At 69.4% G+C, this 22,538-nt stretch carries 24 protein-coding genes, 1 tRNA gene and 1 pseudogene; 11 read left to right on the top strand and 15 right to left on the bottom strand.

From position 1 onward, the window contains the following. Nucleotides 1–68: 68 nt before the first annotated feature. From E4191_RS01155 to E4191_RS01115, 9 genes are read right to left on the bottom strand one after another with little or no spacing between them, the layout of a single operon-like run. The gene (locus tag E4191_RS01155; protein ID WP_135311775.1) at nucleotides 69–440 is read right to left on the bottom strand and encodes a hypothetical protein; all 372 of its coding nucleotides are present in this window, start codon (nucleotides 438–440) and stop codon (nucleotides 69–71) included. Continuing rightward, nucleotides 434–1,492, bottom strand: a complete 1,059-nt coding sequence (gene flhB / locus E4191_RS01150; RefSeq protein WP_135311774.1) for a flagellar type III secretion system protein FlhB — start codon at nucleotides 1,490–1,492, stop codon at nucleotides 434–436. The genes E4191_RS01155 and flhB overlap by 7 nt, the downstream gene beginning before the upstream one ends. A gap of 10 nt (nucleotides 1,493–1,502) precedes the next feature. Next, a complete protein-coding gene (locus tag E4191_RS01145) occupies nucleotides 1,503–2,261 on the bottom strand; it encodes a flagellar biosynthetic protein FliR (protein WP_135311773.1) in 759 nt (252 codons plus the stop codon). Then, nucleotides 2,258–4,357 (bottom strand): flagellar biosynthesis protein FlhA, encoded by a 2,100-nt coding sequence (locus E4191_RS01140; RefSeq protein ID WP_135311772.1) that lies wholly within the window; start codon nucleotides 4,355–4,357, stop codon nucleotides 2,258–2,260. Before E4191_RS01140 ends, E4191_RS01145 begins: the two co-directional genes overlap by 4 nt. Then, complete coding sequence (locus E4191_RS01135; RefSeq protein WP_135311771.1) at nucleotides 4,354–4,629, bottom strand: hypothetical protein; 276 nt, start codon at nucleotides 4,627–4,629, stop codon at nucleotides 4,354–4,356. Before E4191_RS01135 ends, E4191_RS01140 begins: the two co-directional genes overlap by 4 nt. Beyond that, nucleotides 4,629–5,495 carry a flagellar motor stator protein MotA gene (motA, locus tag E4191_RS01130; protein ID WP_135311770.1) on the bottom strand — a complete coding sequence of 289 codons (867 nt, stop codon included), beginning with the start codon at nucleotides 5,493–5,495 and terminating at the stop codon, nucleotides 4,629–4,631. The genes E4191_RS01135 and motA overlap by 1 nt, the downstream gene beginning before the upstream one ends. An 11-nt stretch (nucleotides 5,496–5,506) precedes the next feature. Next, nucleotides 5,507–6,055 (bottom strand): MotE family protein, encoded by a 549-nt coding sequence (locus tag E4191_RS01125; protein WP_135311769.1) that lies wholly within the window; start codon nucleotides 6,053–6,055, stop codon nucleotides 5,507–5,509. Further along, nucleotides 6,048–6,401 (bottom strand): hypothetical protein, encoded by a 354-nt coding sequence (locus E4191_RS01120; protein WP_135311768.1) that lies wholly within the window; start codon nucleotides 6,399–6,401, stop codon nucleotides 6,048–6,050. The genes E4191_RS01125 and E4191_RS01120 overlap by 8 nt, the downstream gene beginning before the upstream one ends. Continuing rightward, complete coding sequence (locus E4191_RS01115; protein ID WP_135311767.1) at nucleotides 6,398–6,874, bottom strand: flagellar basal body-associated FliL family protein; 477 nt, start codon at nucleotides 6,872–6,874, stop codon at nucleotides 6,398–6,400. The genes E4191_RS01120 and E4191_RS01115 overlap by 4 nt, the downstream gene beginning before the upstream one ends. A 117-nt stretch (nucleotides 6,875–6,991) precedes the next feature. On the opposite strand from E4191_RS01115, the gene fliF reads away from it, so the two are divergent. Genes fliF through fliP form a run of 4 tightly spaced genes read left to right on the top strand, consistent with a single transcriptional unit; the run spans nucleotide 6,992 to nucleotide 10,120 of the window. Continuing rightward, on the top strand, nucleotides 6,992–8,605 hold the full coding sequence (gene fliF, locus E4191_RS01110; protein ID WP_135311766.1) for a flagellar basal-body MS-ring/collar protein FliF: 1,614 nt from the start codon (nucleotides 6,992–6,994) through the stop codon (nucleotides 8,603–8,605). 8 nt (nucleotides 8,606–8,613) lie between these two features. Next, nucleotides 8,614–9,177, top strand: coding sequence for a hypothetical protein (locus tag E4191_RS01105; protein WP_135311765.1), 564 nt, complete (start codon nucleotides 8,614–8,616; stop codon nucleotides 9,175–9,177). Then, nucleotides 9,165–9,422, top strand: coding sequence for a FliM/FliN family flagellar motor switch protein (locus E4191_RS01100; protein ID WP_135311764.1), 258 nt, complete (start codon nucleotides 9,165–9,167; stop codon nucleotides 9,420–9,422). The genes E4191_RS01105 and E4191_RS01100 overlap by 13 nt, the downstream gene beginning before the upstream one ends. Before the next feature lie 29 nt (nucleotides 9,423–9,451). Beyond that, complete coding sequence (fliP, locus tag E4191_RS01095) at nucleotides 9,452–10,120, top strand: flagellar type III secretion system pore protein FliP (protein ID WP_135314260.1); 669 nt, start codon at nucleotides 9,452–9,454, stop codon at nucleotides 10,118–10,120. Nucleotides 10,121–10,154: 34 nt separating this feature from the next. Here fliP and dxs read toward each other — a convergent pair whose 3' ends face one another. The 6 genes from dxs to dapF form a co-directional block, all read right to left on the bottom strand. Continuing rightward, nucleotides 10,155–12,071: a 1-deoxy-D-xylulose-5-phosphate synthase gene (dxs, locus tag E4191_RS01090; RefSeq protein ID WP_135311763.1), complete on the bottom strand. Its 1,917-nt coding sequence runs from the start codon at nucleotides 12,069–12,071 to the stop codon at nucleotides 10,155–10,157. A 27-nt stretch (nucleotides 12,072–12,098) separates the two neighbouring features. Next, entirely contained in the window at nucleotides 12,099–12,962 is an 864-nt protein-coding gene (locus tag E4191_RS01085; protein ID WP_135311762.1) for a polyprenyl synthetase family protein, read from the bottom strand. Next, on the bottom strand, nucleotides 12,962–13,198 hold the full coding sequence (locus E4191_RS01080; RefSeq protein ID WP_135311761.1) for an exodeoxyribonuclease VII small subunit: 237 nt from the start codon (nucleotides 13,196–13,198) through the stop codon (nucleotides 12,962–12,964). Before E4191_RS01080 ends, E4191_RS01085 begins: the two co-directional genes overlap by 1 nt. Continuing rightward, nucleotides 13,195–14,115: a histone deacetylase family protein gene (locus tag E4191_RS01075; RefSeq protein ID WP_135311760.1), complete on the bottom strand. Its 921-nt coding sequence runs from the start codon at nucleotides 14,113–14,115 to the stop codon at nucleotides 13,195–13,197. Before E4191_RS01075 ends, E4191_RS01080 begins: the two co-directional genes overlap by 4 nt. A 180-nt stretch (nucleotides 14,116–14,295) precedes the next feature. Beyond that, nucleotides 14,296–15,549: a tRNA (N(6)-L-threonylcarbamoyladenosine(37)-C(2))-methylthiotransferase MtaB gene (gene mtaB, locus E4191_RS01070; RefSeq protein WP_135311759.1), complete on the bottom strand. Its 1,254-nt coding sequence runs from the start codon at nucleotides 15,547–15,549 to the stop codon at nucleotides 14,296–14,298. Beyond that, a complete protein-coding gene (gene dapF / locus E4191_RS01065; protein ID WP_135311758.1) occupies nucleotides 15,546–16,373 on the bottom strand; it encodes a diaminopimelate epimerase in 828 nt (275 codons plus the stop codon). Before dapF ends, mtaB begins: the two co-directional genes overlap by 4 nt. Nucleotides 16,374–16,469: 96 nt before the next feature. On the opposite strand from dapF, the gene E4191_RS01060 reads away from it, so the two are divergent. From E4191_RS01060 to E4191_RS24795, 7 genes and pseudogenes are all read left to right on the top strand, one after another. Then, a tRNA-Lys gene (locus tag E4191_RS01060) sits at nucleotides 16,470–16,545 on the top strand. A gap of 156 nt (nucleotides 16,546–16,701) precedes the next feature. Then, nucleotides 16,702–17,928, top strand: a complete 1,227-nt coding sequence (locus E4191_RS01055) for a glutathionylspermidine synthase family protein (RefSeq protein WP_135314259.1) — start codon at nucleotides 16,702–16,704, stop codon at nucleotides 17,926–17,928. 21 nt (nucleotides 17,929–17,949) lie between these two features. Then, on the top strand, nucleotides 17,950–18,537 hold the full coding sequence (locus tag E4191_RS01050) for a DUF1190 domain-containing protein (protein ID WP_135311757.1): 588 nt from the start codon (nucleotides 17,950–17,952) through the stop codon (nucleotides 18,535–18,537). Between the two features lie 215 nt (nucleotides 18,538–18,752). Then, complete coding sequence (gene osmF / locus E4191_RS01045; protein ID WP_135311756.1) at nucleotides 18,753–19,658, top strand: glycine betaine ABC transporter substrate-binding protein OsmF; 906 nt, start codon at nucleotides 18,753–18,755, stop codon at nucleotides 19,656–19,658. Then, nucleotides 19,658–20,815: an ABC transporter permease gene (locus E4191_RS01040; RefSeq protein WP_135311755.1), complete on the top strand. Its 1,158-nt coding sequence runs from the start codon at nucleotides 19,658–19,660 to the stop codon at nucleotides 20,813–20,815. The genes osmF and E4191_RS01040 overlap by 1 nt, the downstream gene beginning before the upstream one ends. Before the next feature lies 1 nt (nucleotide 20,816). Beyond that, nucleotides 20,817–21,752 carry an ABC transporter ATP-binding protein gene (locus E4191_RS01035; RefSeq protein ID WP_135311754.1) on the top strand — a complete coding sequence of 312 codons (936 nt, stop codon included), beginning with the start codon at nucleotides 20,817–20,819 and terminating at the stop codon, nucleotides 21,750–21,752. Beyond that, a pseudogene (locus tag E4191_RS24795) lies at nucleotides 21,647–22,485 on the top strand (ABC transporter permease). The gene E4191_RS01035 and the pseudogene E4191_RS24795 overlap by 106 nt, the downstream one beginning before the upstream one ends. Nucleotides 22,486–22,538: the final 53 nt, after the last annotated feature.

The following is a 22,538-nucleotide window of genomic DNA, read 5'->3' as shown; positions in this document are numbered from 1 at the left end:
CTTCCCTCGGTGACTGGCCGTTCTGCCTAGCATTCCCGCACGAGGCTGTCCAACCGCCCGGCGCGATTCTACCCTCCGCCCTGCCCGCGGCGCTGCACCATGTCCTGCCGCAGGCCTGCCAGCACCTCCGCCCGCCCGAATTCCCGGGCGGCCTGCTGACGCGCGACCTCGAATTTCGGAGCCAGACGCTGCAGTTCCTGATCCGCATGGCGCAGCTCGCGCGCGGCCCGCCCGGCCTGGGCATTGGCCAGCCGCGCCTCGGGCAGGGTCAGTGGCGCGGTGCTGTCATAGCTTTGCGCCAAGGCCATCCGCAATCCGTCCGCGTGCTGGCGGGCGCGGATCATATGCGCGTTGAAGGCGGCAAAGCTTTTCAGCTCTCGCTCGGCCCTCAGCCGGGCGATCCGCTCCAGCTGCTGCAACTGGGCGATCCGGTCTACCATCCCGCCCTCGCCTTCTGGCGCATCCTCTCGGCAAAGCGGATCGCGGCGGCGGCGGCGGCGAAATGGTCGCGCCGGATCTCCTGCCCGACCTTGACTTGGGCATGGATCGCACGGGCGCAGGGCGGATCGGACCAGATGGGCACCCCCTCCTTGACCGCCCGGGCGCGGATGCGGGCCGCGACCTCGTCCGTGCCCTTGGCCACGCAGACCGGCGCCCGCCCGGACCCGCGCTTCCATTGCAGGGCGACCGCATAATGCGTCGGGTTCACGATCACCACATCCGCCCCCGCCACGTCGGTCAGCATCTGCTTCATCGCCAGGTCCACGGCACGCTGGCGCCGCGCGGCCTTCAGATGCGGATCGCCTTCGGAATCCTTGTGCTCGTCCTGCATCTCCCTGTGGCTCATGCGGTTCTTGCGACGATGGTCGACCCATTTCCACAGCATGTCCGGCAGCGTGAACAGGATCGAGATCGCCAGCCCCAGCACCAGCACCTGGCCCAGGATCGTGACAAGTCCCGCGACCCACTGCCCCTCGGCCATGGCCGAGGCACCGATCCGGTCCAGCAGCGACATGAACAGCATCCAGCCGCCCAGACAGACCAGCCCCGCCTTTCCCAAGGACAGCGCAAAGGTGACCAGCCCGTTCGCCCCGAACTTCTGGCCCGCATTCTTGACGATGTTGATGCGCTTGAAGTCCGGTGTCAGCTTCTGCGGCGAAAAGATCAGGCCGCGGGTCGCCACCAGCCCCAGCAGGATGGCGACGACAAGGATCATCGCCAGCGCCACGGTCGCCAGCGCCGCATAGCCCCCCAAGGCGCGGGCCAGCGGGGCGGTCCCCCCGGGGCTCCAACCCTCGGCACCCATGGCGCGGGCGGCCAGGGACATCCACTGCCGGATGGCCAGTGCTACAGCCAACATTCCGGCCAGTGCCGCACCCAGATACATCATGGCGGCGTTCAGTTCGGTCGAGCGGGGGATGTCCCCCTTGTCGCGGGCCTGCCGCAGTTTCTGCTCGGTCGCCTCGAAGGGCTTGTCGCTGTTCTCGCTCATTGGATCGGACCTACGGGATCGGCGGCAGCATGAAGCCCAGCACCGCATCCGCCCAGATGCCCAGCAGCAGGGGCGCCAGGACCACCAGTGCCGCCAGTGCCAGCAGGATCGAGGCTGGCGCCCCGATGAAGACCACCGGCAGCGCCGGCATCACCCGGTTGATGACCGCCGACAGCGACTGATACAGGAACCCGCCCAGGGTGAAGGGTGCCGCCAGCAGCATCGCCAGCCAGAAGCTGTCGGCGACGATCCGCACCACGGCCATCGCCAGCCCGTCTGCCGCCGGCAGGCTTGCAGGGGGCCAGAGGGTCAGGCTGTCGGCCATCAGCTCGACCAGCATCACCGGCAGGCCAAGCGCCATCAGGATGGCGATCCCCGCCAGATGCAGCATGTTCCCGATCGGATGGGGCGACATCTCGTTCTGGACGCCCATGATCTGCGACAGCGAGGCCGTCGCCGCGATGGCCGTGGTGGCAATGTCGATGGCCAGGGCCAGAAGCCGCAGCATGGTCCCGGCGGCCAGTCCCAGAAGCATCTCGATGCCCACCTGCCGAACCAGCCCGAGCGGCTGCAGCGGGATCTGGATCGCCGGTGCCAGTCCCGACAGAAGCGGCGTCAGCGCCAGGGCCACCGCGACCTTGACGCGGCCGGTGATCACCCGCTCCCCCAACCCGGGCAAGACCAGGATGCAGGCCTGCAGGCGGACATAGACCAGCACCAGCGACCATTCCAGCCCCGGAAAGATGGCCTGAAGCTGGTCCCACATCATGCCGCCTCGACCGTGCCCAGCAAGCGCAGTTCGGCCGAGGGGTCGACCTCTTCCAGACCCAGGACGGGGACCGCCATGCCGTTGGCGCCCAGCACGGCACGGATCATGCGACGGCGATGGTCGGGCGTCAAAAGCACGGTGCGCGCGGCAGGCTCGGCCAGGGACAGCGACTTGCGCACGGCATCGACCAGCCTGCGCGACATGGCGGGGGTCATCGCCCCGCCGCCCGGCCGACCCGTCTCGCCATCGGCGCGGACGAACTCGGCCTCCCATGAGGGATGCAGCTGCAGGGCCGCCAAGCGGCCCAGATCGTCGGCATATTGCTGGGTGATCTGCCCGCGCAGGCGCTTGCGCACCAGCTCATAGATCGCCTCGGGCTGTTCGATGCCGCGGAACTCGCAGATCGCGTCCACGATCAGCGGCAGGTTGCGGATCGAGATCCGCTCCTCCAGCAAAGCCCTCAGGATCGCCAGCAGGGTTTCAGGGGTCACCTTGTCGGGGACCATGCTGTCGAAATATTTGCGATAGCGGTCGGCGCGACCCGTGTCCGACAGGGTCTTCAGCTCTTCGATCTGGCGCTGCATGGCGCCCAGGGTCAGCAGGGCGGGAAGGTTGGCCTTGACCACCTCCATCAGGTGGGTCGACAGAACCTCCATCGGCGTGACGACGGTGGCGCCCATGGTCGCCGCATCCTCCTGGTCGTCGGGCTGGATCCACTTGGCGGGGCTGGCATAGACGGGCTCTCGCACGGAAATGCCCCGCAACTCGGCCAGCACCGCATCCGGCCCAAGCGCCAGGATCTCGGCCGGACGCAGGGTGCCGCGTCCGCGGATGACGCCCTGGATCCGGATCTGGTAATCGCCCGGCGCCAGATCGTCGGTATCGGTGATGCGCACATCCGGCAGGATCAGGCCGAAGCTGCGCGCGATATGGATCCGCAGGTTGCTGATCCGGCTGCCCAGGCCCCGCGCCTGATCCAGTGCGGTCACGATCAGGTCGGACCCGATCTCGACGCTGATATCATCCGTGTCCAGCACGTCCCCGATCCGGGCGGCAGGCTTGGCGCCGACATCCCCGGCGGCCAGATCCGGCAGGGCCTCTGCGGCGGCCCGCATGTGGCGCGCGATCTTCCACGCCAAGGTGGCCATACCCGCCGCGATCCCCAGAAACAGCGCCTTCGGCATGCCCGGTACAAGCGAGATGATCACCATCGCCGCCGCCACCATCGCCGCCGGTTGCCAGCTGCGGCTGAACTCGCTCGACAGAAGGCCCGCCGTCGTCTCGGTGGCGCCCCCGCGCGACAGCAGCAGGGCGGCCGCCATCGAGGTGATCAGCGCGGGGATCTGGCTGACCAGCCCGTCACCGACGGTGAGGTGGGAATAGGTCGAGACCGCCTCTCCCAGGGGCATGCCGTGGACGGTGATGCCGACGGCCAAGCCGACGCAGAGGTTGATCAGGGTGATGACGATCCCCGCCACTGCGTCGCCCTTGACGAATTTTGAGGCCCCGTCCAGCGAACCGAAGAAGCTGATCTCGCGCTGTTCCTGGATGCGGCGGCGCTTGGCCTCCTGATGGTCGATGGCGCCGGCATTCAGGTCGCCATCGATGGCCAGCTGCTTGCCGGGCAGCGAATCCAGCGCGAACCGCGCCGCAACTTCGGCCATCCGGCCCGAGCCCTTAGTGATGACCATGAAGTTCACCACCGAGATCACCGCAAAGACCGTGATCCCCACCAGGATCGAGCCCCCGGCGACGAAGTTGGCAAATCCGTTGATGACCTGCCCTGCCGCCTCGGTCCCGTTCTGCCCGTCCGTCAGGATCAGCCGGGTCGAGGACACGTTCAGCGACAGCCGGATCACCAGACTGACCAGCAGCAGGACGGGAAAGGCCTGGAAGTCGGTCGGTTTCTCGACCAGCGAGGCCATGACCAGGATCAGCACTGCCGATGCGATCGAGATGGCGATGCCGAAATCCAGCACCCCGGCCGGCAGGGGGATCACCAGCGAAATGACGACCAGGACCAGCCCGCCGGTGACCAGCAGGGGAGCGTCCAGAAACCTGCCCGACTTGCCCGCCACGGCGCCGATGGGGGTCATTTTGCAAGCTCCGTTTGGGGCTGGGCGGGACGAAGAACGTCCTCGACCGTCCAGGGTCGATCCGTCAGCAGCCCGACGCGGCGAAGAAAGGCGATGGCCAGCAACCGGTCCGCGCTGTCCATCTGCAACAAAAGGACGCGGTAGTCGCGGGGCAGCCCCTGCCCCGACAGCAGCCAGTCCGACGCGTCGCGGGCTAACTGCTCGGCATCCGTGGCGGCGGCGGATCCGGCGGCCAGCGACATTGCCACAAGATAGGGGGCTGCCCGTCTCATCAGGCGGCCTTTTTCAGCTCGCGCAGCGCGCCTTCCAGCGTGTCGAAGCTGGGCCGGACATGTTCCGGGACGCTCTGGCGGCCGACCTCGACGCAGAGCGTCGTGGCATGCTGGTGCAGCCCGGCGACCAGGACCGACTTGACGACCTCGTAGAAACCCAGATCCTGCTTGACGACCGACCCGAGCCGGTTGGCCAGCGGCGCGACGAAGCCGTAGGAGAGGAACACCCCCAGGAACGTCCCCACCAGCGCCCCGCCGATCATCTTCCCCAGGACCGCCGGCGGCTGGTCGATCGCGCTCATCGTCTTGATGATTCCCAGCACCGCCGCGACGATCCCCAGTGCGGGCAAAGCGTCGGCCATGGTCTGCAGGGCGTGGGGGACGTGCATCTCCTCCTCCCGCAGGGTGGCGATGCGGCGCGAGAGCATGTCCTCCACCTGGTAGGGATCGTCATAGTTCAGGCTGGCCGACCGCAGCGTGTCCGAGATCAGCGAGACGACGTGATGATCCGCCGCCAGGCGCGGATAGGCGGTGAAGATGGGCGATTCGCCGGGATTCTCGATATGCTGTTCCAGCGCGACGGGGTTCTCGCGCGCGATCTTGAGCAGCTGGAACATCAGGCACAGCACGTCCTGATGGTCCTGCGCCGTCCAGCGAGGGCCCTTGAACGCCCGCATGAGCCCGCCCAGGGTCGCCTTCAGCACATCGGTGCTGTTGCCCAGGAAATAGGACCCGACGGCGGCGCCCATGATCATCATCATCTCGAAGGGCAGCGCGTGAAGGATCACGCCCATCTTGCCGCCGGCTAGAAGATAGCCCCCGAACACCATGGCCAGCGTAACGAAGATTCCGACGAAACCGAACATGATGCTTGTCCTTATGGGGTGCGGACGCTGCGCGCGCCCATCTGGGCGGTCAGCAGCGCGGCTTGGCGGGGATCGACGGCGGCGATGATGCGGGCGCCGGCTTCGGGCTGGACGCGCATCAGGATCTCGGCCGCGAAATCGGCGGGAAGGTTGGTCAGGATGGCGGCGGCCTCGGCCGGCTTCATCTGGTCGTAGAGGGCGATCAGCCGGTCGATATCGGTCCGCACGGCCTGGGTCGCGCCGTCGCGATCGGCGTTCGTGCGGCCTTTCTGCGCCCGCAGGTCGCCCAGATGGTCGCGCAGGCTTGCCTCGGCCTCGGCGATCTCGGCCTTCTTGGCGTCCAGCGACGCCATGTAGCGTTCGATGCGGAGGGCCCGGTCGCGCAGCTCCTCAGCCAGGGCCACGGCCTCGGGGACATCGCCACAGCCGTCCAGCAGGTCGGCGGGGGCCGCAACGGCGACGGTCGAGAAGAGGCGCGACAGATCGGCCCCCTGCCACAGCATGGCCCCGGCGGGCAGCGCGAAGAGCAGCGTCAGCGCCGGCAACAGGGGCCTAGCCATGGGTCACCTCGGACCGCTTGCGCAACCGGCGTTGAGCGGACGCGGGCGGTGGCGCCTCGGCAGCAGCGGCGCCGATCCGCTGGCGCAGGTCCCAGATCGCGCGTTCACGCCGCGCGGTCTCGATCTCGTCGGCCAGACGGCTGCTGGCCTCCATCGCCTCGTCACGGGCCGAGCGGATCGCCCGTTCCAGCCGGTCGACCTCGGCGGCCATCACGGCGATCGCGCCGCCCAGGCCGGTTTCCAGATCGTTCAGCTTGCGCAGGCGGCGGGCCAGCGTCAGGCAGAACAGCCCCAGTCCCAGGCAGGCCAGCAGCAGCATCCCCTGCATCAGTTGGTCCATCGTCATTTGAATCGAAACTCCGTGATCAGAAGGTCCTTGACCGGCTCTTCGCCCAGGACGAAGCGCGAGCGGGTGACCAGTTCGGCGCGGATCACCTCCAGCACCCCGCGCTTGTCATAGGCGGCGGGATCGACGCCCGAGAGGAAGGTCGTGAAGGCATCCGAGACCCGGGGCATCAGATGCGTGACCTGGCCCTTGTGGTGGCTGTCCGTCTCGATCGTGGCCGACATGACCATGCTGCGGGCGCGCCCCCCGGGCACGATGATCTCGATCGTGGGCACCTCGACGAACTCGACGCTCAGATGTGCGCCGGAGGGCGGCGGCTCGGCCGGGCCGGACAGCATCGCGCCGGGCGACCAGAACCCCAGGAAGGTCGAGACGAACCCGGCCCCGCCCAGAAGAGCGGTCGCCAGGATCACCATCAGCAACCCCTTCTTTCCGCGCTTCTTTTCGGCCGGCAGGGCCGCGGGTTCGGTCATCGTGATTCTCCGTCCTGACAGGATGGAGATACCAGCTTGCGACTAACCAAATCTTAACACCGGCCATGGCATTTGAAGGTCAGACGACCCCGACGCGCTGATTCGAAAGGAACGGTTTTGCAAAAACTGCAGGACTACTGGAACGAGCGAAGCTCTCAACAGCGGGTGATCCTGGGGGCGGCCTTTCTGGGCGCATTTCTGGTGATCGCGCTGTTCGGCTGGCTGGCCAGCCGGCCCAGCATGGCCCTGATCTATGGGGGGCTCGACTCTGCCCAGGCCGGTGAGGTGATCGCCGGGATCGAGCGGGTCGGCGTTCCCTACGAGGTGCGCGGCGATGCCATCTGGGTGGCGGTCGACCAGCGCGACCGGCTGCGCATGGACCTGGCGGCGCAGGGACTGCCCGCGGCCGGCAGCACCGGATACGAGCTGCTGGACGGCATGTCGGGATTCGGCACCACCTCGCAGATGTTCGACGCCGCCTATTGGCGTGCCAAGGAGGGCGAGCTGGCGCGCACGATCCTGGCCCTGCCCAACGTCCAGACGGCGCGCGTGCATCTGGCGCTGGACACCGGGCGCGGCTATCGGCGCGACCGGAACGGCAGCGCCTCGGTCACGCTGACCACGAACGGCCAGCCGATCAGCCGCGATCAGGCGGCCTCGCTGAAATACCTGATCTCGTCCGGAGTGCCGGGGATGCAGCCGGACCGCGTGACCGTGATCGATTCGCAGCGCGGCATCGTCGCCTCGACCGAGGATCAGACCGGGGCCGACCGCGCGGCCGAGATGAAGCGCAATGTCGAACGCATCCTTGAGCCGCATGTCGGGGTCGGCAATGCCATCGTCGAGCTGAACCTGGACCTGATGACGGAAACCGAACTGCTGACCGAACAGCGCTTCGACCCCGAGCAGCGGGCGCTGATCTCGACCGTCACCGAAGAGACCACGGACGAGAGCAATTCGACCGGCACCGGGGCCGTCACGGCGGCCTCGAACCTGCCCGATGCCGAGGAGCAGCCGGGCGACAGCAGCCAGAGCGCACGGGCCGAAAACCGCAGCCAGGCCAATTACGAGGTCAGCCGCACCACCCGCGAGGTGCAACGTCAACCCGGCGCGACCCGGCGCCTGACGGTCGCGGTGCTGGTCAACGGCGTGCCCCAGACCGATGCCGAGGGTCAGACGACGTTGGCCCCCCGCCCGGATGCCGAACTGGAGACTCTGCGCGAACTGGTCGCCTCGGCGGTAGGTTTTGACGCGGCGCGGGGCGACCTGATCACCGTCAAGTCGCTGCCCTTCGCCAGCCTGGGCGAGGGCGGCACGCTGGCGGCGCCCGGTTTCCTGGACCGGCTGGCTTTGAACGATCTGGCACGGATCGCGCTGATCGGGATCTTTGCGCTGGCCATCATCTTGGCGGTCCTGCGCCCGATGCTGCGCAGCCGGTCCCAGCCAGCGGCCCCGATGCTGGATGACAGCCTGCCGCCGATGCCCCCGATGGCGATGATGGCACCGATGATGTCGCCGATGTCCGGTGGGCTGGACGGCTTCATCAACGAGGACTTTTCCACCTCGCCCGATCACCCCCGGATCGCGCCCTTCGATTTCGCAGGAGTCGAGCCCCTCGCCCTGCCCTCGGCCGATCCCGTGGCCCGCCTCAAGGCGATGATGAAGGAGCGTCATGAGGGAAGCGTCAAGATCCTGTCGGGCTGGATCGACAACAAGGAGAGCGTGAATTGAGCCTTGCGATGTTTAAATTAGAATCCTTTTCCGATGCGGTGGCCAGGCGGCCGGTCGAGGTGACCTTCAGCCGCGCGGATCTGGATCAGGCCTTCGCCAACGGCCAGTCGGCTGCGCAGGCCGAGGCCGAGGATGCGGGGCTGCGGGCGCTGCAGGACAGCCTGCATCGGCTGGCCGACAGCCTGGCTGAGGACGAGGCCCGCCGCCACAGGTTGCGGCAGGAGGCCGTCGAGGCCTTGTCCCCGCTTCTGCATCAGATCCTGGACCTGATGGCGCCGCCCCGGTCCTCGCGCCGCCTGGAAGAGGCGTTGCAGGCCGAACTGCTGCGCCTGTCGCAACGCGCGGACCCGTTAAGTGCCCGGATCGCCTGCGGCAGCGGGCTGCGCCCGATGGTTCAGCACTGCATGGATGTGGCCGGTCTGGACGGCATCGTCCTTGACGAGATCGCCTTGGACCGCATCTCCGTCACGCTGCAGGGCGGCCGTATCGAGCTTGCCCCCCAGGACATCGCCGACAGCATCCGCGCCCTGATCGCAGAAATCACCGAGGAGGACGGGACATGGACGCCCTGAAGCATCTGATCGACACCGACACGATCCAGGTCGAGGTGACCATCCGCCTCGGCCGCACGCGACAGACCGTTTCACAATTGTCGGCGCTGCGTCCCGACGATGTGCTGGTGCTGGATCAGGCCATCGAGGACGGGGTCGAGATCTGCATCGGAGACAAGGTCATCGCGCGCGGCGAACTGACCGGCGATGGCGGAACCGAGGACCGGCTGTGCGTGCGGGTGGTGGCGGCGTCGGGGACGCCGTGATCCGTCTGGCCCTTCTGCTGACTTGGGTGATGCTGCCCACGACCGCCGCCGGGCAGGGGCTGGGCGAGGCGCTCGGTCCCGGCCTGGGCGAGAACGCGGTGACGCTGGTCCTGCTGCTGACGGCCCTATCGCTGGCTCCCGGCATCGCCATCATGGTGACGGCCTTTCCGTTCATCGTCACGGTCCTGTCGATCCTGCGCCAGTCCATCGGGCTGCAGCAGTCGCCTCCGAACATGCTGATCATCAGCCTGGCGCTCTTTCTGACGTGGTTCATCATGGATCCCGTCTTGCGCGAAGCCTGGCAGGTGGCGGGCCTGCCCTTGCAGCAGGGTCAGATCGACATCGCCGAGGCCTTCCAGCGAGGAATCCAGCCGTTCCAAGGCTTCATGGCAGCCCGCACCGATCCGGGCACCTTGGCGAACCTGGCCGAAATCGCGCCCGGGGCCGGGCCCCCGGATCGGCTGTCGGTGCTGATCCCTTCGTTCATGCTGTCCGAGATCCAGCGCGCCTTCGAGATCGGCTTCCTGATCGCCCTGCCCTTCCTGATCATCGATCTGGTCGTGGCAGCGGTGCTGATGTCGATGGGCATGATGATGCTGCCGCCGGTGGTTGTCTCGCTGCCCTTCAAGCTGGCCTTCTTCGTCGTCGTCGACGGGTGGGGCATGATCGCGGGGGCGCTGGTGCGCAGCTATGGATAGGGGCGGGGTCCAAGCCGCCGGGGCCTGCCCGGGGTCAAGCGCGGCGCGTGTCAAGCGAGCCGACGCCCAGAACCGACAGCACCTTCGCCTCGATATGGCGGGCGTTCAGGGCCGAGGTATCGTACATCGCCTGCGGGGCGTCATGGTCCACGAAGGCATCGGGCAGGACCATCGACCGGAAGCGCAAACCGCTGTCGAAGACCCCCTCCTCGGCCAGAAGCTGGGCCACATGGCTGCCGAAGCCGCCGACGGCGCCCTCCTCGATGGTGATCAGCGCCTCGTGATCGCGGGCCAGACGCAGGATCAGGTCACGGTCCAGGGGCTTGGCGAAGCGCGCATCCGCCACGGTCGGCGTGATGCCGCGGGCCATCAGCGCCTCGCGGGCGGCCATCACCTCGGACAGGCGGGTGCCGAAGGACAGGATGGCGACCGTCTTGCCCTCGGCGATCATGCGGCCCTTGCCGATGGGCAGGACCTGCCCGCGCTCGGGCATCTCCACCCCGGTGCCCTCGCCGCGTGGAAAGCGGAAGGCGATGGGTCCGCTGTCATGGGCGGCGGCGGTGGCCACCATATGGACCAGTTCCGCCTCGTCGGCGGCGGCCATCACCACGAAGCCCGGCAGGTTGGCCAGAAAGGCGATGTCATAGGCGCCCGAATGGGTCGGGCCGTCCTGGCCCACCAGCCCCGCACGGTCGATGGCGAAGCGCACCGGAAGGTTCTGGACCGCCACGTCATGGACGACCTGATCATAGCCGCGCTGCAGGAAGGTCGAATAGATCGCGCAGAAGGGCTTCATCCCCCCCGCCGCCAGCCCGGCGGAGAAGGTCACCGCATGTTGTTCGGCGATTCCCACGTCGAAGCAGCGGCGCGGAAAGCGCTGCGCGAACTGCTTGAGCCCCGTCCCGTCCGGCATGGCCGCCGTGACACCCAGGATGCGGTCGTCGCGGGCGGCCTCGTCGATAAGCGCCTGCGCGAAGACGGCGGTATAGCTTGGCGCGTTGGATTTCGCCTTGGCCTGAACGCCCGTCACCACGTCGAATTTGCCCGTCGCATGGCCCCGGTCGGCCGCCGCCTCGGCCGGGGCATAGCCTTTGCCCTTCTTGGTGACGACATGGATCAGGACCGGCCCGTCCGCCCGCGCCCGCAAGGTGCGCAGCAGCGGCAGCAACTGTTCCATGTCATGCCCGTCAACCGGACCGATATAGGAAAAGCCCAGCTCCTCGAACAGGGTGCCGCCGACCGTCATGCCCTTGAGCATCTCCTTGGCCCGGCGCGCGCCTTCCTGCAGCGCGTCGGGCAGCATGCCCACAGCCCCCTTGGCCACGGCCTTCAGCTCCTGAAAGGGTCCACCGGCATAAAGCCGCGTCAGATACGAGGACATCGCGCCAACCGGCGGAGCGATCGACATCTCATTGTCGTTCAGGATCACGAACAGCCGCTTGCCCTCGTGGCCCGCATTGTTCAGCGCCTCATAGGCCATGCCCGCGCTCATCGCGCCGTCGCCGATGACGGCGATCGCATCTCCCGGGTCGCCGCCCAACTCGCGAGCCATGGCAAAGCCCAGGGCCGCGCTGATCGAGGTCGAGGAATGGCCCGCCCCGAACGGATCGTAGGGGCTTTCCGCCCGCTTGGTGAAGCCCGCCAGCCCGCCGCCCATGCGCAGCGTGCGGATGCGGTCGCGCCGCCCGGTCAGGATCTTGTGGGGATAGCACTGGTGGCCGACATCCCAGATCAGCTTGTCGCGCGGCGTGTCGAAGACGGCATGCAGCGCCACGGTCAGCTCGACCACGCCCAGACCCGCGCCCAGATGGCCGCCGGTCGCGCTGACGGCACTGATCGTCTCGGACCGCAGCTCGTCGGCCAGATGGCGCAATTCGACATCGCTCAACGATTTGAGGTCGGACGGCAGCGACACACGGTCGAGCAGGGGCGTCTTGGGTCGGTCGGTCATGGGCTGGCCCTCCTCCGGGACGGGCGATCAGGTATCGCGCTCGATAACGAAACGCGACAGGGCGCGCAAGTTTCCGGCGGCTGCGCCATAATCACGCAGCGCCGCGTCCGCGACACCCACCAGGCGCCGCGCCTCGGCCTGCGCGCCGGGCAGGCCCAGCAGCGAGACGAACGTCGCCTTGCCGGCCCCCGCATCCTTGCCCACGCGCTTGCCGGTCGCGGCCTCGCTGCCGGTCACGTCCAGGATGTCGTCGGCGATCTGGAAGGCCAGGCCAAGCGCATCGGCATAGCGGTCCAAGGCCGCCGGATCGTCCCCCGCGATCAGCGGTCCGGCGGTCGCGGCAAAGCGGATCAGCGCACCGGTCTTGCCGCCCTGCAGCCGGGTGATGGCCTCCAGGTCCAGCGGCGTGCCGGCGGTCTCGGCCGCGATGTCCAGCGCCTGCCCCCAGACCATCCCCCGCGCGCCCGAGGCCCGGGCCAGCGCCGCCACCAGCCGCAGCCGGGCATCGGCCGTACCGATGCGGGCATCCGCCAGCAGCTCGAAGGCCAGCGTCTGCAGCGCGTCGCCCGCCAGGATCGCGGTCGCCTCTGACCAGCGGACATGCACGGTCGGCTGGCCCCGGCGCAGGTCGTCGTCATCCATCGCAGGCAGGTCGTCATGGACCAGGCTGTAGGCATGCAGCGCCTCGACCGCCGCCGCCACCGGCAGGGCGGCATCGTCAGGCACCCCGTGCAGGCGCGCCGATTCCATCACCAGGAAGGCCCGCAGCCGCTTGCCCCCCTGCACGGCATAGCGCATGGCCCGGGACAGATCGCCGTCCGGCAGGGTGCCGGTCGCGCGATCCAGCTCGGCCTGCACATCGGCCCGGACCCGGGCCAGACGGTCCTGCATCACAGGCCCTCGACCGGCTCGGCGCCCGCAGGCTGGCCGTTCGCCGCCAGGGTGATCTTCTCGACCCGCTCCTCGGCCTCGCGCAGGCGGGCCTCGCAATGTGCGCGCAGGGCCGCACCCCGCTCGTACAGCGCGATGGATTCCTCCAGCGTCGCCTCGCCGGTCTCCAGCTTGCCGACCGTGGCCTCCAGCTCGCGCATGGCCTCCTCGAACGAGAGGGTGGTGATATCGCTCATTCCGTGGCCTCCAACAGCACCGTCACATGGGCCCGGACCGAACGTTCCAAGGCCGCAAGATCATAGCCGCCTTCCAGACAGGATACCACGGGGGCGCCGCAGTCGGCCGCCGCCCTGCAGATCGCGCGGGTCAGCGCGGCGAAGTCCGCGTCCTCCCAGTCCAGCTGGGCCAGCGGATCGTCGCGATGCGCGTCGAACCCGGCCGAGACGATGACCAGCTGCGGCGCGAACGCGACCATGCGCCGCAGCGCGCCCGCCCATTCCGCCTGCGCCAGAGCCCCGTCCGAGCCCGGCGGCAGCGGCAGGTTCAGCACCTGCCCCTGCGCGCCCGTCTCGGACGCCGCGCCGCTGCCCGGATACAGCGGCATCTGGTGGCTGGACACGAACAAGGCCCGCCCCTCGTCCCACAGCAGATCCTGCGTGCCGTTGCCGTGATGCACGTCGAAGTCCAGCACCGCCACGCGGTCCAGCCCGTGGTGATCCAGCGCCCGCTTGGCGGCGATGGCCACGGTGCCGAACAGGCAGAACCCCATCGCGGTCGCCGTCTCGGCATGGTGGCCCGGCGGGCGCATGGCCACAAAGGCCGCCCCCGCCTCGCCCGCCAGCACCGCGTCCACCGCCGCGCAGGCGCCGCCGACCGCGCGCAGGGCGGGCTCCAGGCCGCCCGGCGACAGGTAGGTGTCGGCATCGATCTGGCGCACGCCGTCCGAGGGAACGGCCGCCCGCAACCCTTCCAGATAGGCGGCGGGATGACAGCGCAGCACCTCGGCATCCTCCGCCACGGGGGCCGCGCGGCGATCCAGCGCCAGCCCCTCCAGCCCGGCCATGACCGCGCCATGGCGCGCCACCTGCTCGGGATGCCCCTCCGGGGTCGCATGCGCCGCCGCGCTGTCATGGGAATACAAGATCACGCTCATCAGGCCCTCCTGCCCTTTGACCCGACGCTAGAAGCCCGCGCCACAGGCCACAACCCCAAGCCGGGCGTTCATCCCGGCGGAAATATCCCGGGGCTGAGCCGCGCCCGAAAAAGGTCCGGGGGACCTTTTCAGCGGCGAAGGCGCAGGACGGGGGCAGCGCCCCCCCTCTGTCGCCGCCGCTCAGACCGTCAGCCGCTGCCCGTCATGCCCGGCCACGCGCAGCGCCATCAGCGCGCCCTCGGGCTGATCCTCGGCAAAGCGCACTTCGGTGAACTGTTCGGTCCGTCCAAGGCGCGGCCCCTCGGTCAGCACCCGGTGCAGGACCCCCCGCTGCGCCTCCAGATGCAGGCGCAGCGCCGCGTCGCCCGCCGCCCGCAGCCGGGCGGCGCGGTCGCGGATGGCGGGCCCCGCGACGGCGGGCATCCGGGCGGCGGGCGTGCCCTTGCGCGCCGAATAGGGAAAGACATGCAGGAAGGTCAGCCCGCACTCGGCCACCAGCCGCACCGAATTCTGGAACATCGCCTCGGTCTCGGTCGGAAAGCCCGCGATGATGTCGGCGCCAAAGACCATGTCGGGCCGCAGGCGCCGCGCCTCCTCGCAGAATGCGATGGCATCGTCGCGCAGATGGCGGCGCTTCATGCGCTTGAGGATCATGTCGTCGCCCGCCTGCAGCGACAGGTGCAGATGCGGCATCAGCCGCGGTTCGGAGGCGATGGCCAGCATCAGGTTCTCGTCCGCCTCGATCGAATCGATCGAGCTGATCCGCAGCCGCGCCAGATCCGGCACCAGCCGCAGGATGCGCATCACCAGATCGCCCAAGCGCGGCGTGCCCGGCAGATCGGCGCCCCAGCTGGTCAGGTCGACCCCGGTCAGCACGACCTCGTGAAAGCCGCGCCCGACCAGCCGCTTGATCTGCTCGATCACCACTCCCGCCGGAACCGAGCGCGAATTGCCCCGGCCAAAGGGGATGATGCAGAAGGTGCAGCGGTGATCGCAGCCGTTCTGGACCTGCACATAGGCGCGGTGGCGCCCGAAGCCGTCGATCAGGTGCCCCGCCGTCTCGCGCACCGACATGATGTCGTCGACGACGACCTTCTCGGTGTCGCCGATCAGGTCGGGCGCGCGCAGCCCCGCCCAGGTCGCGGGCTGCATCTTCTCGTGATTGCCGATGACCTTGGTCACCTCGGGCATGGCGGCGAAGGTCTCGGGCTCGGTCTGGGCGGCGCAGCCGGTGACGATGACCGGCACGCCGGGGTTCTCGCGCGACAGGCGGCGGATCTCCTGGCGGGCCTTGCGCACGGCCTCGGCGGTGACGGCGCAGGTGTTCACGACGACCGCGCCCGACAGGCCCGCGGCCTCGGCCATCTCGCGCATGGCCTCGGTCTCGTAGGCGTTCAGCCGGCAGCCGAGCGTGGAGAAGACCGGCGCGCTCATGCCAGCCACGCGGGCGTCAGGACCCCCTCGAAGACCACAGCCGTCGGGCCCTCCATCCAGACGCCGTCGTCGCGCCAGTCGATCAGCAGCCGTCCGCCCGGCACATGGACCGTCACGCGGCGGTCCGTCAGGCCCCGCCGCACCGCCGCCACCACCGCCGCGCAGGAGCACGACCCCGAGGCCAGCGTCGCCCCCGTCCCCCGTTCCCAGATGCGCAGCAGGATCTCGGTCCGCGACAGGATCTGCACGACCTCGACATTGGTGCGCTGCGGATAGAGCGGGTGATGCTCGTGTTCGGGGCCGAAGCGGTCCAGCTCGACCGCGCCCGCGTCCGGCACGAAGAAGGTCAGGTGCGGATTGCCCATGCCGGTGGCCACCGGATCGCCCGCGATGGGCAGGTGATCCGGATCGACCTCGCGGGCCAGCGGGATCGCGCGCCAGTCCAGCACCGGCGCGCCCATGTTGATCCGCGTGATCCCCCCGCCCGCATCCTCGGCCAGCAGCATTCCGTGATCGGTCCGCAGCCGCAGCGCGGTCGCGCCCGTGCGGTCCATCAGCCAGCGCGCGATGCAGCGGGTGGCGTTGCCGCAGGCCGCCGACAGCGATCCGTCGGCGTTCCAGAAGACCAGCCGCGCATCGGCATCCTCGCAGGGCTCGAGGGCGGCCAGCTGGTCGAAGCCCACCCCGCGATGGCGGTCGGCGATGCGCGCGACCAGACCCGCGTCGGGACGCGGTGTCCCGTCGCGCAGATCCAGGACCACGAAATCGTTGCCCAGCCCGTGCATCTTGAGGAACGGGAGGCCGGTCGAAGGTGCATGCGTCATGCGGCGCGATATAGGCCCCCCGGATCGATTCCGCCAGCGCGTTTCATTTTTCCGCTTGACCCCACCGGCCACCCCCCCTAGGAACCGCCTCGTGATGGGCCCATAGCTCAGTTGGTAGAGCAACTGACTTTTAATCAGTGGGTCACAGGTTCGAATCCTGTTGGGCTCACCACTGTATCCTCCTGCTTCCGCTGGCGAAACGTGTCCCGCGCTCAGGCGACGGATGCGACGCATCCCGGGCCGGTCCGCCGGGTCTTGTCATGGATATCATCCCCGCGCGACCACCTGACCTCTGGCCCTTGGGGGCCCAAGCCCTTACATCATGCCTATGCGCAAGATCACCCTTCCCGAACGCCCCGACCTGGCCGCCAAGGCGGCCGAAGTCGGCTTCACCTTCGCCCATATGCATGGCGAGCCCTATTGGGACGAGACCTCGGCCTATCGCTTCACCCTGGCCCAGATCGAAACCGATCTGGAGGGTCCGGCAACCGAGCTGCATGCGATGACCCGCGAGGCGGTCGGCCGGATCGTGGCCGATCCCGCGCTGATGGACAGGCTGGGCATCCCGCAGGCGCATCAGGCGCTGGTGGCCGACAGTTGGGCGCGGCGCGAGCCCGAGATCTATGGCCGCATGGATCTGGCCTATGACGGCACCGGGCCGGCCAAGCTGCTGGAATACAATGCCGACACGCCGACATCCCTCTATGAAAGCGCGGCCTTCCAGTGGCAGTGGCTGGAGGACCAGATGGCCGCCGGCCACTTGCCCGAGGGCGCCGACCAGTTCAACGGCATCCACGAGGCGCTGGTCGAGCGCTATCGCGAACTGTTCCCGCCCAATACCGACATCCACTTCACCGCCGTCGCCGACAATGCCGAGGATTACGCCACCGTCGAGGCGATGGCCTGGGCCGCGCGCGAGGCGGGCATGGGCGCGCATTACAGCGACCTGGACAAGCTGGCGGTCAGCAAGGACGGCCAGTTCCTGGATGCGGACGACCGCGTGATCGGCACGCTGTTCAAGCTGTATCCGTGGGAGGATCTGCTGACCGACGACTTCGCCCGCCATATCGCCAAGTCGGGCTGCATGTTGCTGGAACCTGCGTGGAAGGCCGTCGTGTCGAACAAGGGGCTGCTGCCGGTCCTGTGGCAGATGTTCCCCGGCCATCCGAACCTGCTGCCCAGCTTCTTCGCCGATGACGTGGCCGATGCGCTGGTCGCGGGCGGGCAGCCGGTTCCCGACGTGGCCCAGGCCTTCGCGCCGGTGGCCGAGCAGTTCCGCGCGGCCCATGTCGTCAAGCCGATCTTCTCGCGCGAGGGCGCGGGCGTCGTCATCGTCGAGGGCGGCGAGGTCACCGAGGCCTCGGACAACCGCGATTACGACGGCCATGCGCGCATCGTGCAGGCCTATCACGTGCTGCCCGAATTTGACGGGTTCCGCCCGGTGATCGGCGCCTGGATCGTGGGCCATGCCTGCGCCGGCATCGGCATCCGGGAGGACCGGGCCCGCATCACGCAGGACCTGTCGCGGTTCAAGCCGCATTTCATTGCGGAGTGATCCGCTGCCCAAGGAGGGGATATGAGGAAACGTTCCAGAACCGTCGCGCTGACCATCCTCGGCGCCGCCGCCTTCACCGTCGCCGGCTGCCGCGAGGAACAGGTCGAGGCGCAGGCCTTCCCCGATCTGGCCAGCTGCCAGGCCGCCGCCAGTGACGGCGGGCTGGTCACCGCCACCGAATGCAGCCAGGCCTTTGCCGAGGCCGAGGCCCTGCATGTCGAGGCCGCCCCCCGCTATGACAGCCTTGCCGTCTGCGAGGAGCAGCATGGCGCGGGCAATTGCGGGTCCGAAGAACAGCAGGTCAGCAATGGCGGGTCGGGCGGCATCTTCATGCCGCTCTTGGCAGGCTATCTGATCGGCAGCATGCTGGGCCGCGCGGGCGGCGGCATGGCGGCCTCGCAGCCGATGTACCGCAATGCCACGGGCGGGTTCACCAATGCCTCGGGCACCACGAACTTCGGCAGCAATGCGGGCCGCGCGCAGATGGGCGCGCAAAGCTTCGCCCGCCCCGCCGCCACGGCAGGCCGGGCACCGATGACCAGCGCCACGGCCGCCTCGCGCGGCGGGTTCGGCAGCGCGGGCGCGGCGCGGGGCGGCTTCGGAGGCTGACGCAGCGGGCACGGGGTCTGGGGGACCGGACCCCGCGCGCCGCCGCATCGGCAGCCAGTCATCGCCCGGGGTCCGGGCGGGGCCAGGGGCACGGACCTGCGACGGCAGGGGTCGGAACCAATTTGTCGCACGGGCATTTCGCCTGTTGACCGTGGCCGCCCCGGATGGCCCGATCCACAGGTATTCGACGCCCCCGCGCGACAGGAGAGACGACCATGAAAGCCATCACCCCCCTTGCCGCCCTGCTGATCGGACTGGGATCGAGCGTCTCGGCGCAGGACATTACCGTCTCGTCCAAGATCGACACCGAAGGCGGGCTTCTGGGCAACATGATCCTGATGGCACTGCAGGCCGCCGACCTGCCCGTGCAGGACCGCCTGCAGCTGGGCGGCACGCCGATCATGCGCGATGCGATCACCTCGGGGCAGATCGACATCTATCCCGAATACACCGCCAACGGCGCCTTCTTCTTCAACGAGGGCGACAGCGAGGTCTGGAAGGACCCGCAGGCGGGCTTCGATCGCGTGTCCGAGCTGGACATGGAGCAGAACCAGATCGTCTGGCTGACCCCCTCGCCCGCCAACAACACCTGGGCCATCGCGCTGCGTCAGGACGTGGCGACCGAGAACGGGCTGGAGACGATGTCGCAGATGGGCGAATGGATCGCGGGCGGGGGCGAGGTCAAGCTGGCGGCATCGACCGAGTTCGTGACCTCGGCGGCGGCGCTTCCAGCGTTCCAAGAGACCTACGGCTTCGCGCTGACCCCCGACCAGCTGGTGCAGCTGTCGGGCGGCGATACGGCGGCGACCATCGCGGCGGCGGCGCAGCAGACCTCGGGCGTCAACGCGGCGATGGTCTATGGCACCGATGGCGGCATCGCGCCCGCCGGGCTGGTGGTGATGACCGATGACGCGGGCGTGCAGCCCGTCTATCAGCCCGCCCCCATCATCCGGTCCGAGGTGCTGCAGGCCTATCCGCAGGTTCGCGACATCCTGGCCCCGATCTTCGAGTCGCTGGACCTGGAGACGCTGCAGGAGCTGAACGGCCGCATCCAGATCGGCGGAGAGCCCGCCGCCGCCGTCGCCGAGGATTACATGACCACCGCGGGCTTCCTGGACTGATGTCCTTGCGGCTGGACCGGCCCGGCCTGCTGTTCGCCGCGGTCGGGCTGGCCGGGCTGGCGCTGCCCCTTGTGCAGTTCAAGCCGAACCGCATCGTCCCGGGCGAGGGGCTGAGCCTGCCCGCCGCCCTGCCCTTGGGCCTGCCACTGCTGCTGGGCCTGGGTGCGGTCCTGCTGGCGGGCTGCCTGCGCTGGCCCCCTGCCCTGCGGCTCCTGGCGGCGGCTGCGGGACTGGCGGCGGTGCTGCTGGCACTTGGGGGGGCCGCAACCTCGCTGACGCCCCCCGACGACACGCTGGTCCGCGTCGCGCCGGCCAGCGGCTTCTGGCTGCTGGCACTGGCCTTCGCGCTGATGCTGACCGACGCCTTGACGCGCCTGCGCCCCGCCTTGTGGCTGCGCGGGCTGCTGCTGATCGGCGCGATCGCCGCGCTGGCGGCGCTGCTGGACTCGGGCCTTCTGGACGGCGTGTCGGTCATGCGCGAATACGCGGCGCGTCAGGACATGTTCTTGCGCGAGGCGCAGGCGCATCTGGTGCTGGCCTTCGGATCGCTCGGGCTGGCGCTGCTGGTCGGGCTGCCACTTGGCGTGGCGCTCTATCAGGCGCGGGCGATGCGGGGGCCGGTCCTGTCGGTGCTGAACATCCTGCAGACCATCCCCTCGCTGGCGCTGTTCGGCGTGATGATCCCGATCTTCGGATGGATCGCGGCGAACGTGCCCGGCGCCGCGCAGGCGGGCGTGGCGGGGATCGGCCTCTTTCCGGCGCTGGTGGCCCTGTTTCTCTATTCGCTGCTGCCCGTGGTGTCGAACACGCTGACCGGCCTTGCGGGCGTGAACCCCGCCACCCGAGAGGCCGCGATCGGCTTGGGCCTGACGCGGGTGCAGCTGCTGACCTGGGTACTGGTGCCCTTGGCCCTGCCGGTGCTGCTGGCCGCCGTGCGCATCGTGCTGGTCCAGAACATCGGGCTGGCCGTCATTGCCGGGCTGATCGGCGGCGGGGGCTTTGGCACCTTCGTCTTCCAGGGGCTGAACCAGACGGCCATGGACCTGGTCCTTCTGGGCGCCCTGCCCACCATCGCGCTGGCCCTGGTCGCGGGCATCGCGCTGGACCTGGCGGCCGAGGCCGCCGACCGCCCCGCCACCTCCCGGCAAGGAGCCTGAGATGATCGAGATCCGCGCCCTCACCAAGATCTACGACGGCACGCCCGCGGTCGAGGATGTCACCCTGACGGTCGAGCCGGGCCAGATCGCGGCGCTGGTCGGCACCTCGGGCTCGGGCAAGACGACGCTGCTGCGCATGATCAACCGGCTGGTCGAGCCGAGCTCGGGCCAGGTGCTGATCGACGGGCGGGACACCCGCGAGGGGCCGGCCCATCTGCTGCGCCGCCGCATCGGCTATGCGATCCAGGGGCACGGCCTGTTCCCGCATCGCACCGTGGCGCAGAACATCGGTACCGTCCCGCGCCTTCTGGGCTGGCCTGCGGACAAGATCCGCGATCGGGTGGACGAGCTGCTGTCGCTGTTCCAGATGGAGCCCGACGCCTTCCGCGACCGCATGCCCTTCGACCTGTCGGGGGGCCAGCAGCAGCGCGTGGGCGTGGCCCGCGCCCTGGCGGCCAAGCCCGACCTGCTCTTGATGGACGAGCCCTTCGGGGCGCTGGACCCGGTGATCCGCGCCAAGGCGCAGGCCGATCTGCGCGACATCCAGCGCCGCTTGGGCACGACGCTGATTCTGGTCACCCATGACATGGAAGAGGCGGTGTCCCTGGGCGACCGCATCGCCGTCATGGACAAGGGGCGCCTGGTCCAGTACGCGCCCCCGTCCGAGATCCTGACCGCCCCCGCCACCCCCTTCGTGCGCGACCTGATCGGATCGGACCAGCGGCCCTTCCACCTGCTGTCCCTGACCCCGGCCTTCGCGCTGGCGGCCGAGGGCCATGCCGCGGGCCCGGCCATCCCCCGCGACGCCAGCCTGCGCGACGCACTGGCCGAATGCCTGTGGAGCGGGCGCGACGCCCTGCCGGTCGAGGGCGGCGGCGTCATCACCTTGGCGGCGCTGCGGGCGCAGGCGGCGCCTCCGGCGCGGGCGGCGGAATGACGGGGCGGATCCTGCTGGGGGCGGCGCTGCTGGTCCTGCTGGCCTTCCTGGCTCGTCCCGAAAGCTTCGCGCCGCTGTTCGACCCCTTCACCCGCAACGACGCGCCCGCGATCTACGTGCAGACGCCGCTCTGGTCGCTGACCCTGTCGCATCTGGCGCTGGTGGGGATCGCGGTGTTGGCCTCGACGGCGGTGGCCCTGGTGCTGGCGGTGCTGGTCACCCGCCCCTCGGGGCGCGAGTTCCTGCCGCTGGCGCGCACGATCACCAGCGTGGGCCAGACCTTCCCGCCCGTCGCGGTGCTGGCGCTGGCCGTCCCGATCATGGGCTTCGGCGCGGGTCCGACGCTGGTCGCGCTGTTCCTCTATGGCCTGCTGCCGGTGTTCGAGAACACGCTGGCGGGCCTGACCGGCCAGCCGCCGAACGTGGCCGAGGCCGCGCGCGGCATGGGCCTGACCCCCGGCAGCGGCTGATGCAGGTCGACCTGCCGCTGGCCCTGCCGGTGATCCTGGGGGGGATGCGGCTGACGGCGGTGATCTCGCTCGGCACGGCGACCATCGGCTCGACCGTCGCGGCGCGGACCCTGGGCGAGGTCATCATCGCCGGGCTTCTGTCCGCCAACACCGCCTTCGTGCTGCAGGGGGGCATGGTCGTGGGCATCATCGCCGTGCTGATCCATGCGGGCTTCCAGGGGCTGGAGCGCCGCGCCGCGGCCCGCATCGGGCTGGCCCGCTAGCGCGGCACCCTCAGCGCCGCCGACAGCGCCCCCGCCACGGCGGGGGCGCTGTC

The sequence above is a fragment of the Paracoccus liaowanqingii genome, from assembly GCF_004683865.2.
In the GTDB taxonomy this organism is placed as follows: Bacteria; Pseudomonadota; Alphaproteobacteria; order Rhodobacterales; family Rhodobacteraceae; genus Paracoccus; species Paracoccus liaowanqingii.
The sequence above is the reverse complement of the archived record's forward strand: the minus strand, read 5'-3'. Positions and strand labels throughout refer to the sequence as shown.

Coding starts and splice junctions, on each gene's coding strand:
- E4191_RS01155 (WP_135311775.1), bottom strand. CDS start 440: ATGGTAGACCGGATCGCCCAGTTGCAGCAGCTGGAGCGGATCGCCCGG.
- flhB (WP_135311774.1), bottom strand. CDS start 1,492: ATGAGCGAGAACAGCGACAAGCCCTTCGAGGCGACCGAGCAGAAACTG.
- E4191_RS01145 (WP_135311773.1), bottom strand. CDS start 2,261: ATGATGTGGGACCAGCTTCAGGCCATCTTTCCGGGGCTGGAATGGTCG.
- E4191_RS01140 (WP_135311772.1), bottom strand. CDS start 4,357: ATGACCCCCATCGGCGCCGTGGCGGGCAAGTCGGGCAGGTTTCTGGAC.
- E4191_RS01135 (WP_135311771.1), bottom strand. CDS start 4,629: ATGAGACGGGCAGCCCCCTATCTTGTGGCAATGTCGCTGGCCGCCGGA.
- motA (WP_135311770.1), bottom strand. CDS start 5,495: ATGTTCGGTTTCGTCGGAATCTTCGTTACGCTGGCCATGGTGTTCGGG.
- E4191_RS01125 (WP_135311769.1), bottom strand. CDS start 6,055: ATGGCTAGGCCCCTGTTGCCGGCGCTGACGCTGCTCTTCGCGCTGCCC.
- E4191_RS01120 (WP_135311768.1), bottom strand. CDS start 6,401: ATGACGATGGACCAACTGATGCAGGGGATGCTGCTGCTGGCCTGCCTG.
- E4191_RS01115 (WP_135311767.1), bottom strand. CDS start 6,874: ATGACCGAACCCGCGGCCCTGCCGGCCGAAAAGAAGCGCGGAAAGAAG.
- E4191_RS01105 (WP_135311765.1), top strand. CDS start 8,614: ATGTTTAAATTAGAATCCTTTTCCGATGCGGTGGCCAGGCGGCCGGTC.
- E4191_RS01100 (WP_135311764.1), top strand. CDS start 9,165: ATGGACGCCCTGAAGCATCTGATCGACACCGACACGATCCAGGTCGAG.
- fliP (WP_135314260.1), top strand. CDS start 9,452: ATGCTGCCCACGACCGCCGCCGGGCAGGGGCTGGGCGAGGCGCTCGGT.
- dxs (WP_135311763.1), bottom strand. CDS start 12,071: ATGACCGACCGACCCAAGACGCCCCTGCTCGACCGTGTGTCGCTGCCG.
- E4191_RS01085 (WP_135311762.1), bottom strand. CDS start 12,962: ATGCAGGACCGTCTGGCCCGGGTCCGGGCCGATGTGCAGGCCGAGCTG.
- E4191_RS01080 (WP_135311761.1), bottom strand. CDS start 13,198: ATGAGCGATATCACCACCCTCTCGTTCGAGGAGGCCATGCGCGAGCTG.
- E4191_RS01075 (WP_135311760.1), bottom strand. CDS start 14,115: ATGAGCGTGATCTTGTATTCCCATGACAGCGCGGCGGCGCATGCGACC.
- mtaB (WP_135311759.1), bottom strand. CDS start 15,549: ATGAGCGCGCCGGTCTTCTCCACGCTCGGCTGCCGGCTGAACGCCTAC.
- dapF (WP_135311758.1), bottom strand. CDS start 16,373: ATGACGCATGCACCTTCGACCGGCCTCCCGTTCCTCAAGATGCACGGG.
- E4191_RS01055 (WP_135314259.1), top strand. CDS start 16,702: ATGCGCAAGATCACCCTTCCCGAACGCCCCGACCTGGCCGCCAAGGCG.
- E4191_RS01050 (WP_135311757.1), top strand. CDS start 17,950: ATGAGGAAACGTTCCAGAACCGTCGCGCTGACCATCCTCGGCGCCGCC.
- osmF (WP_135311756.1), top strand. CDS start 18,753: ATGAAAGCCATCACCCCCCTTGCCGCCCTGCTGATCGGACTGGGATCG.
- E4191_RS01040 (WP_135311755.1), top strand. CDS start 19,658: ATGTCCTTGCGGCTGGACCGGCCCGGCCTGCTGTTCGCCGCGGTCGGG.
- E4191_RS01035 (WP_135311754.1), top strand. CDS start 20,817: ATGATCGAGATCCGCGCCCTCACCAAGATCTACGACGGCACGCCCGCG.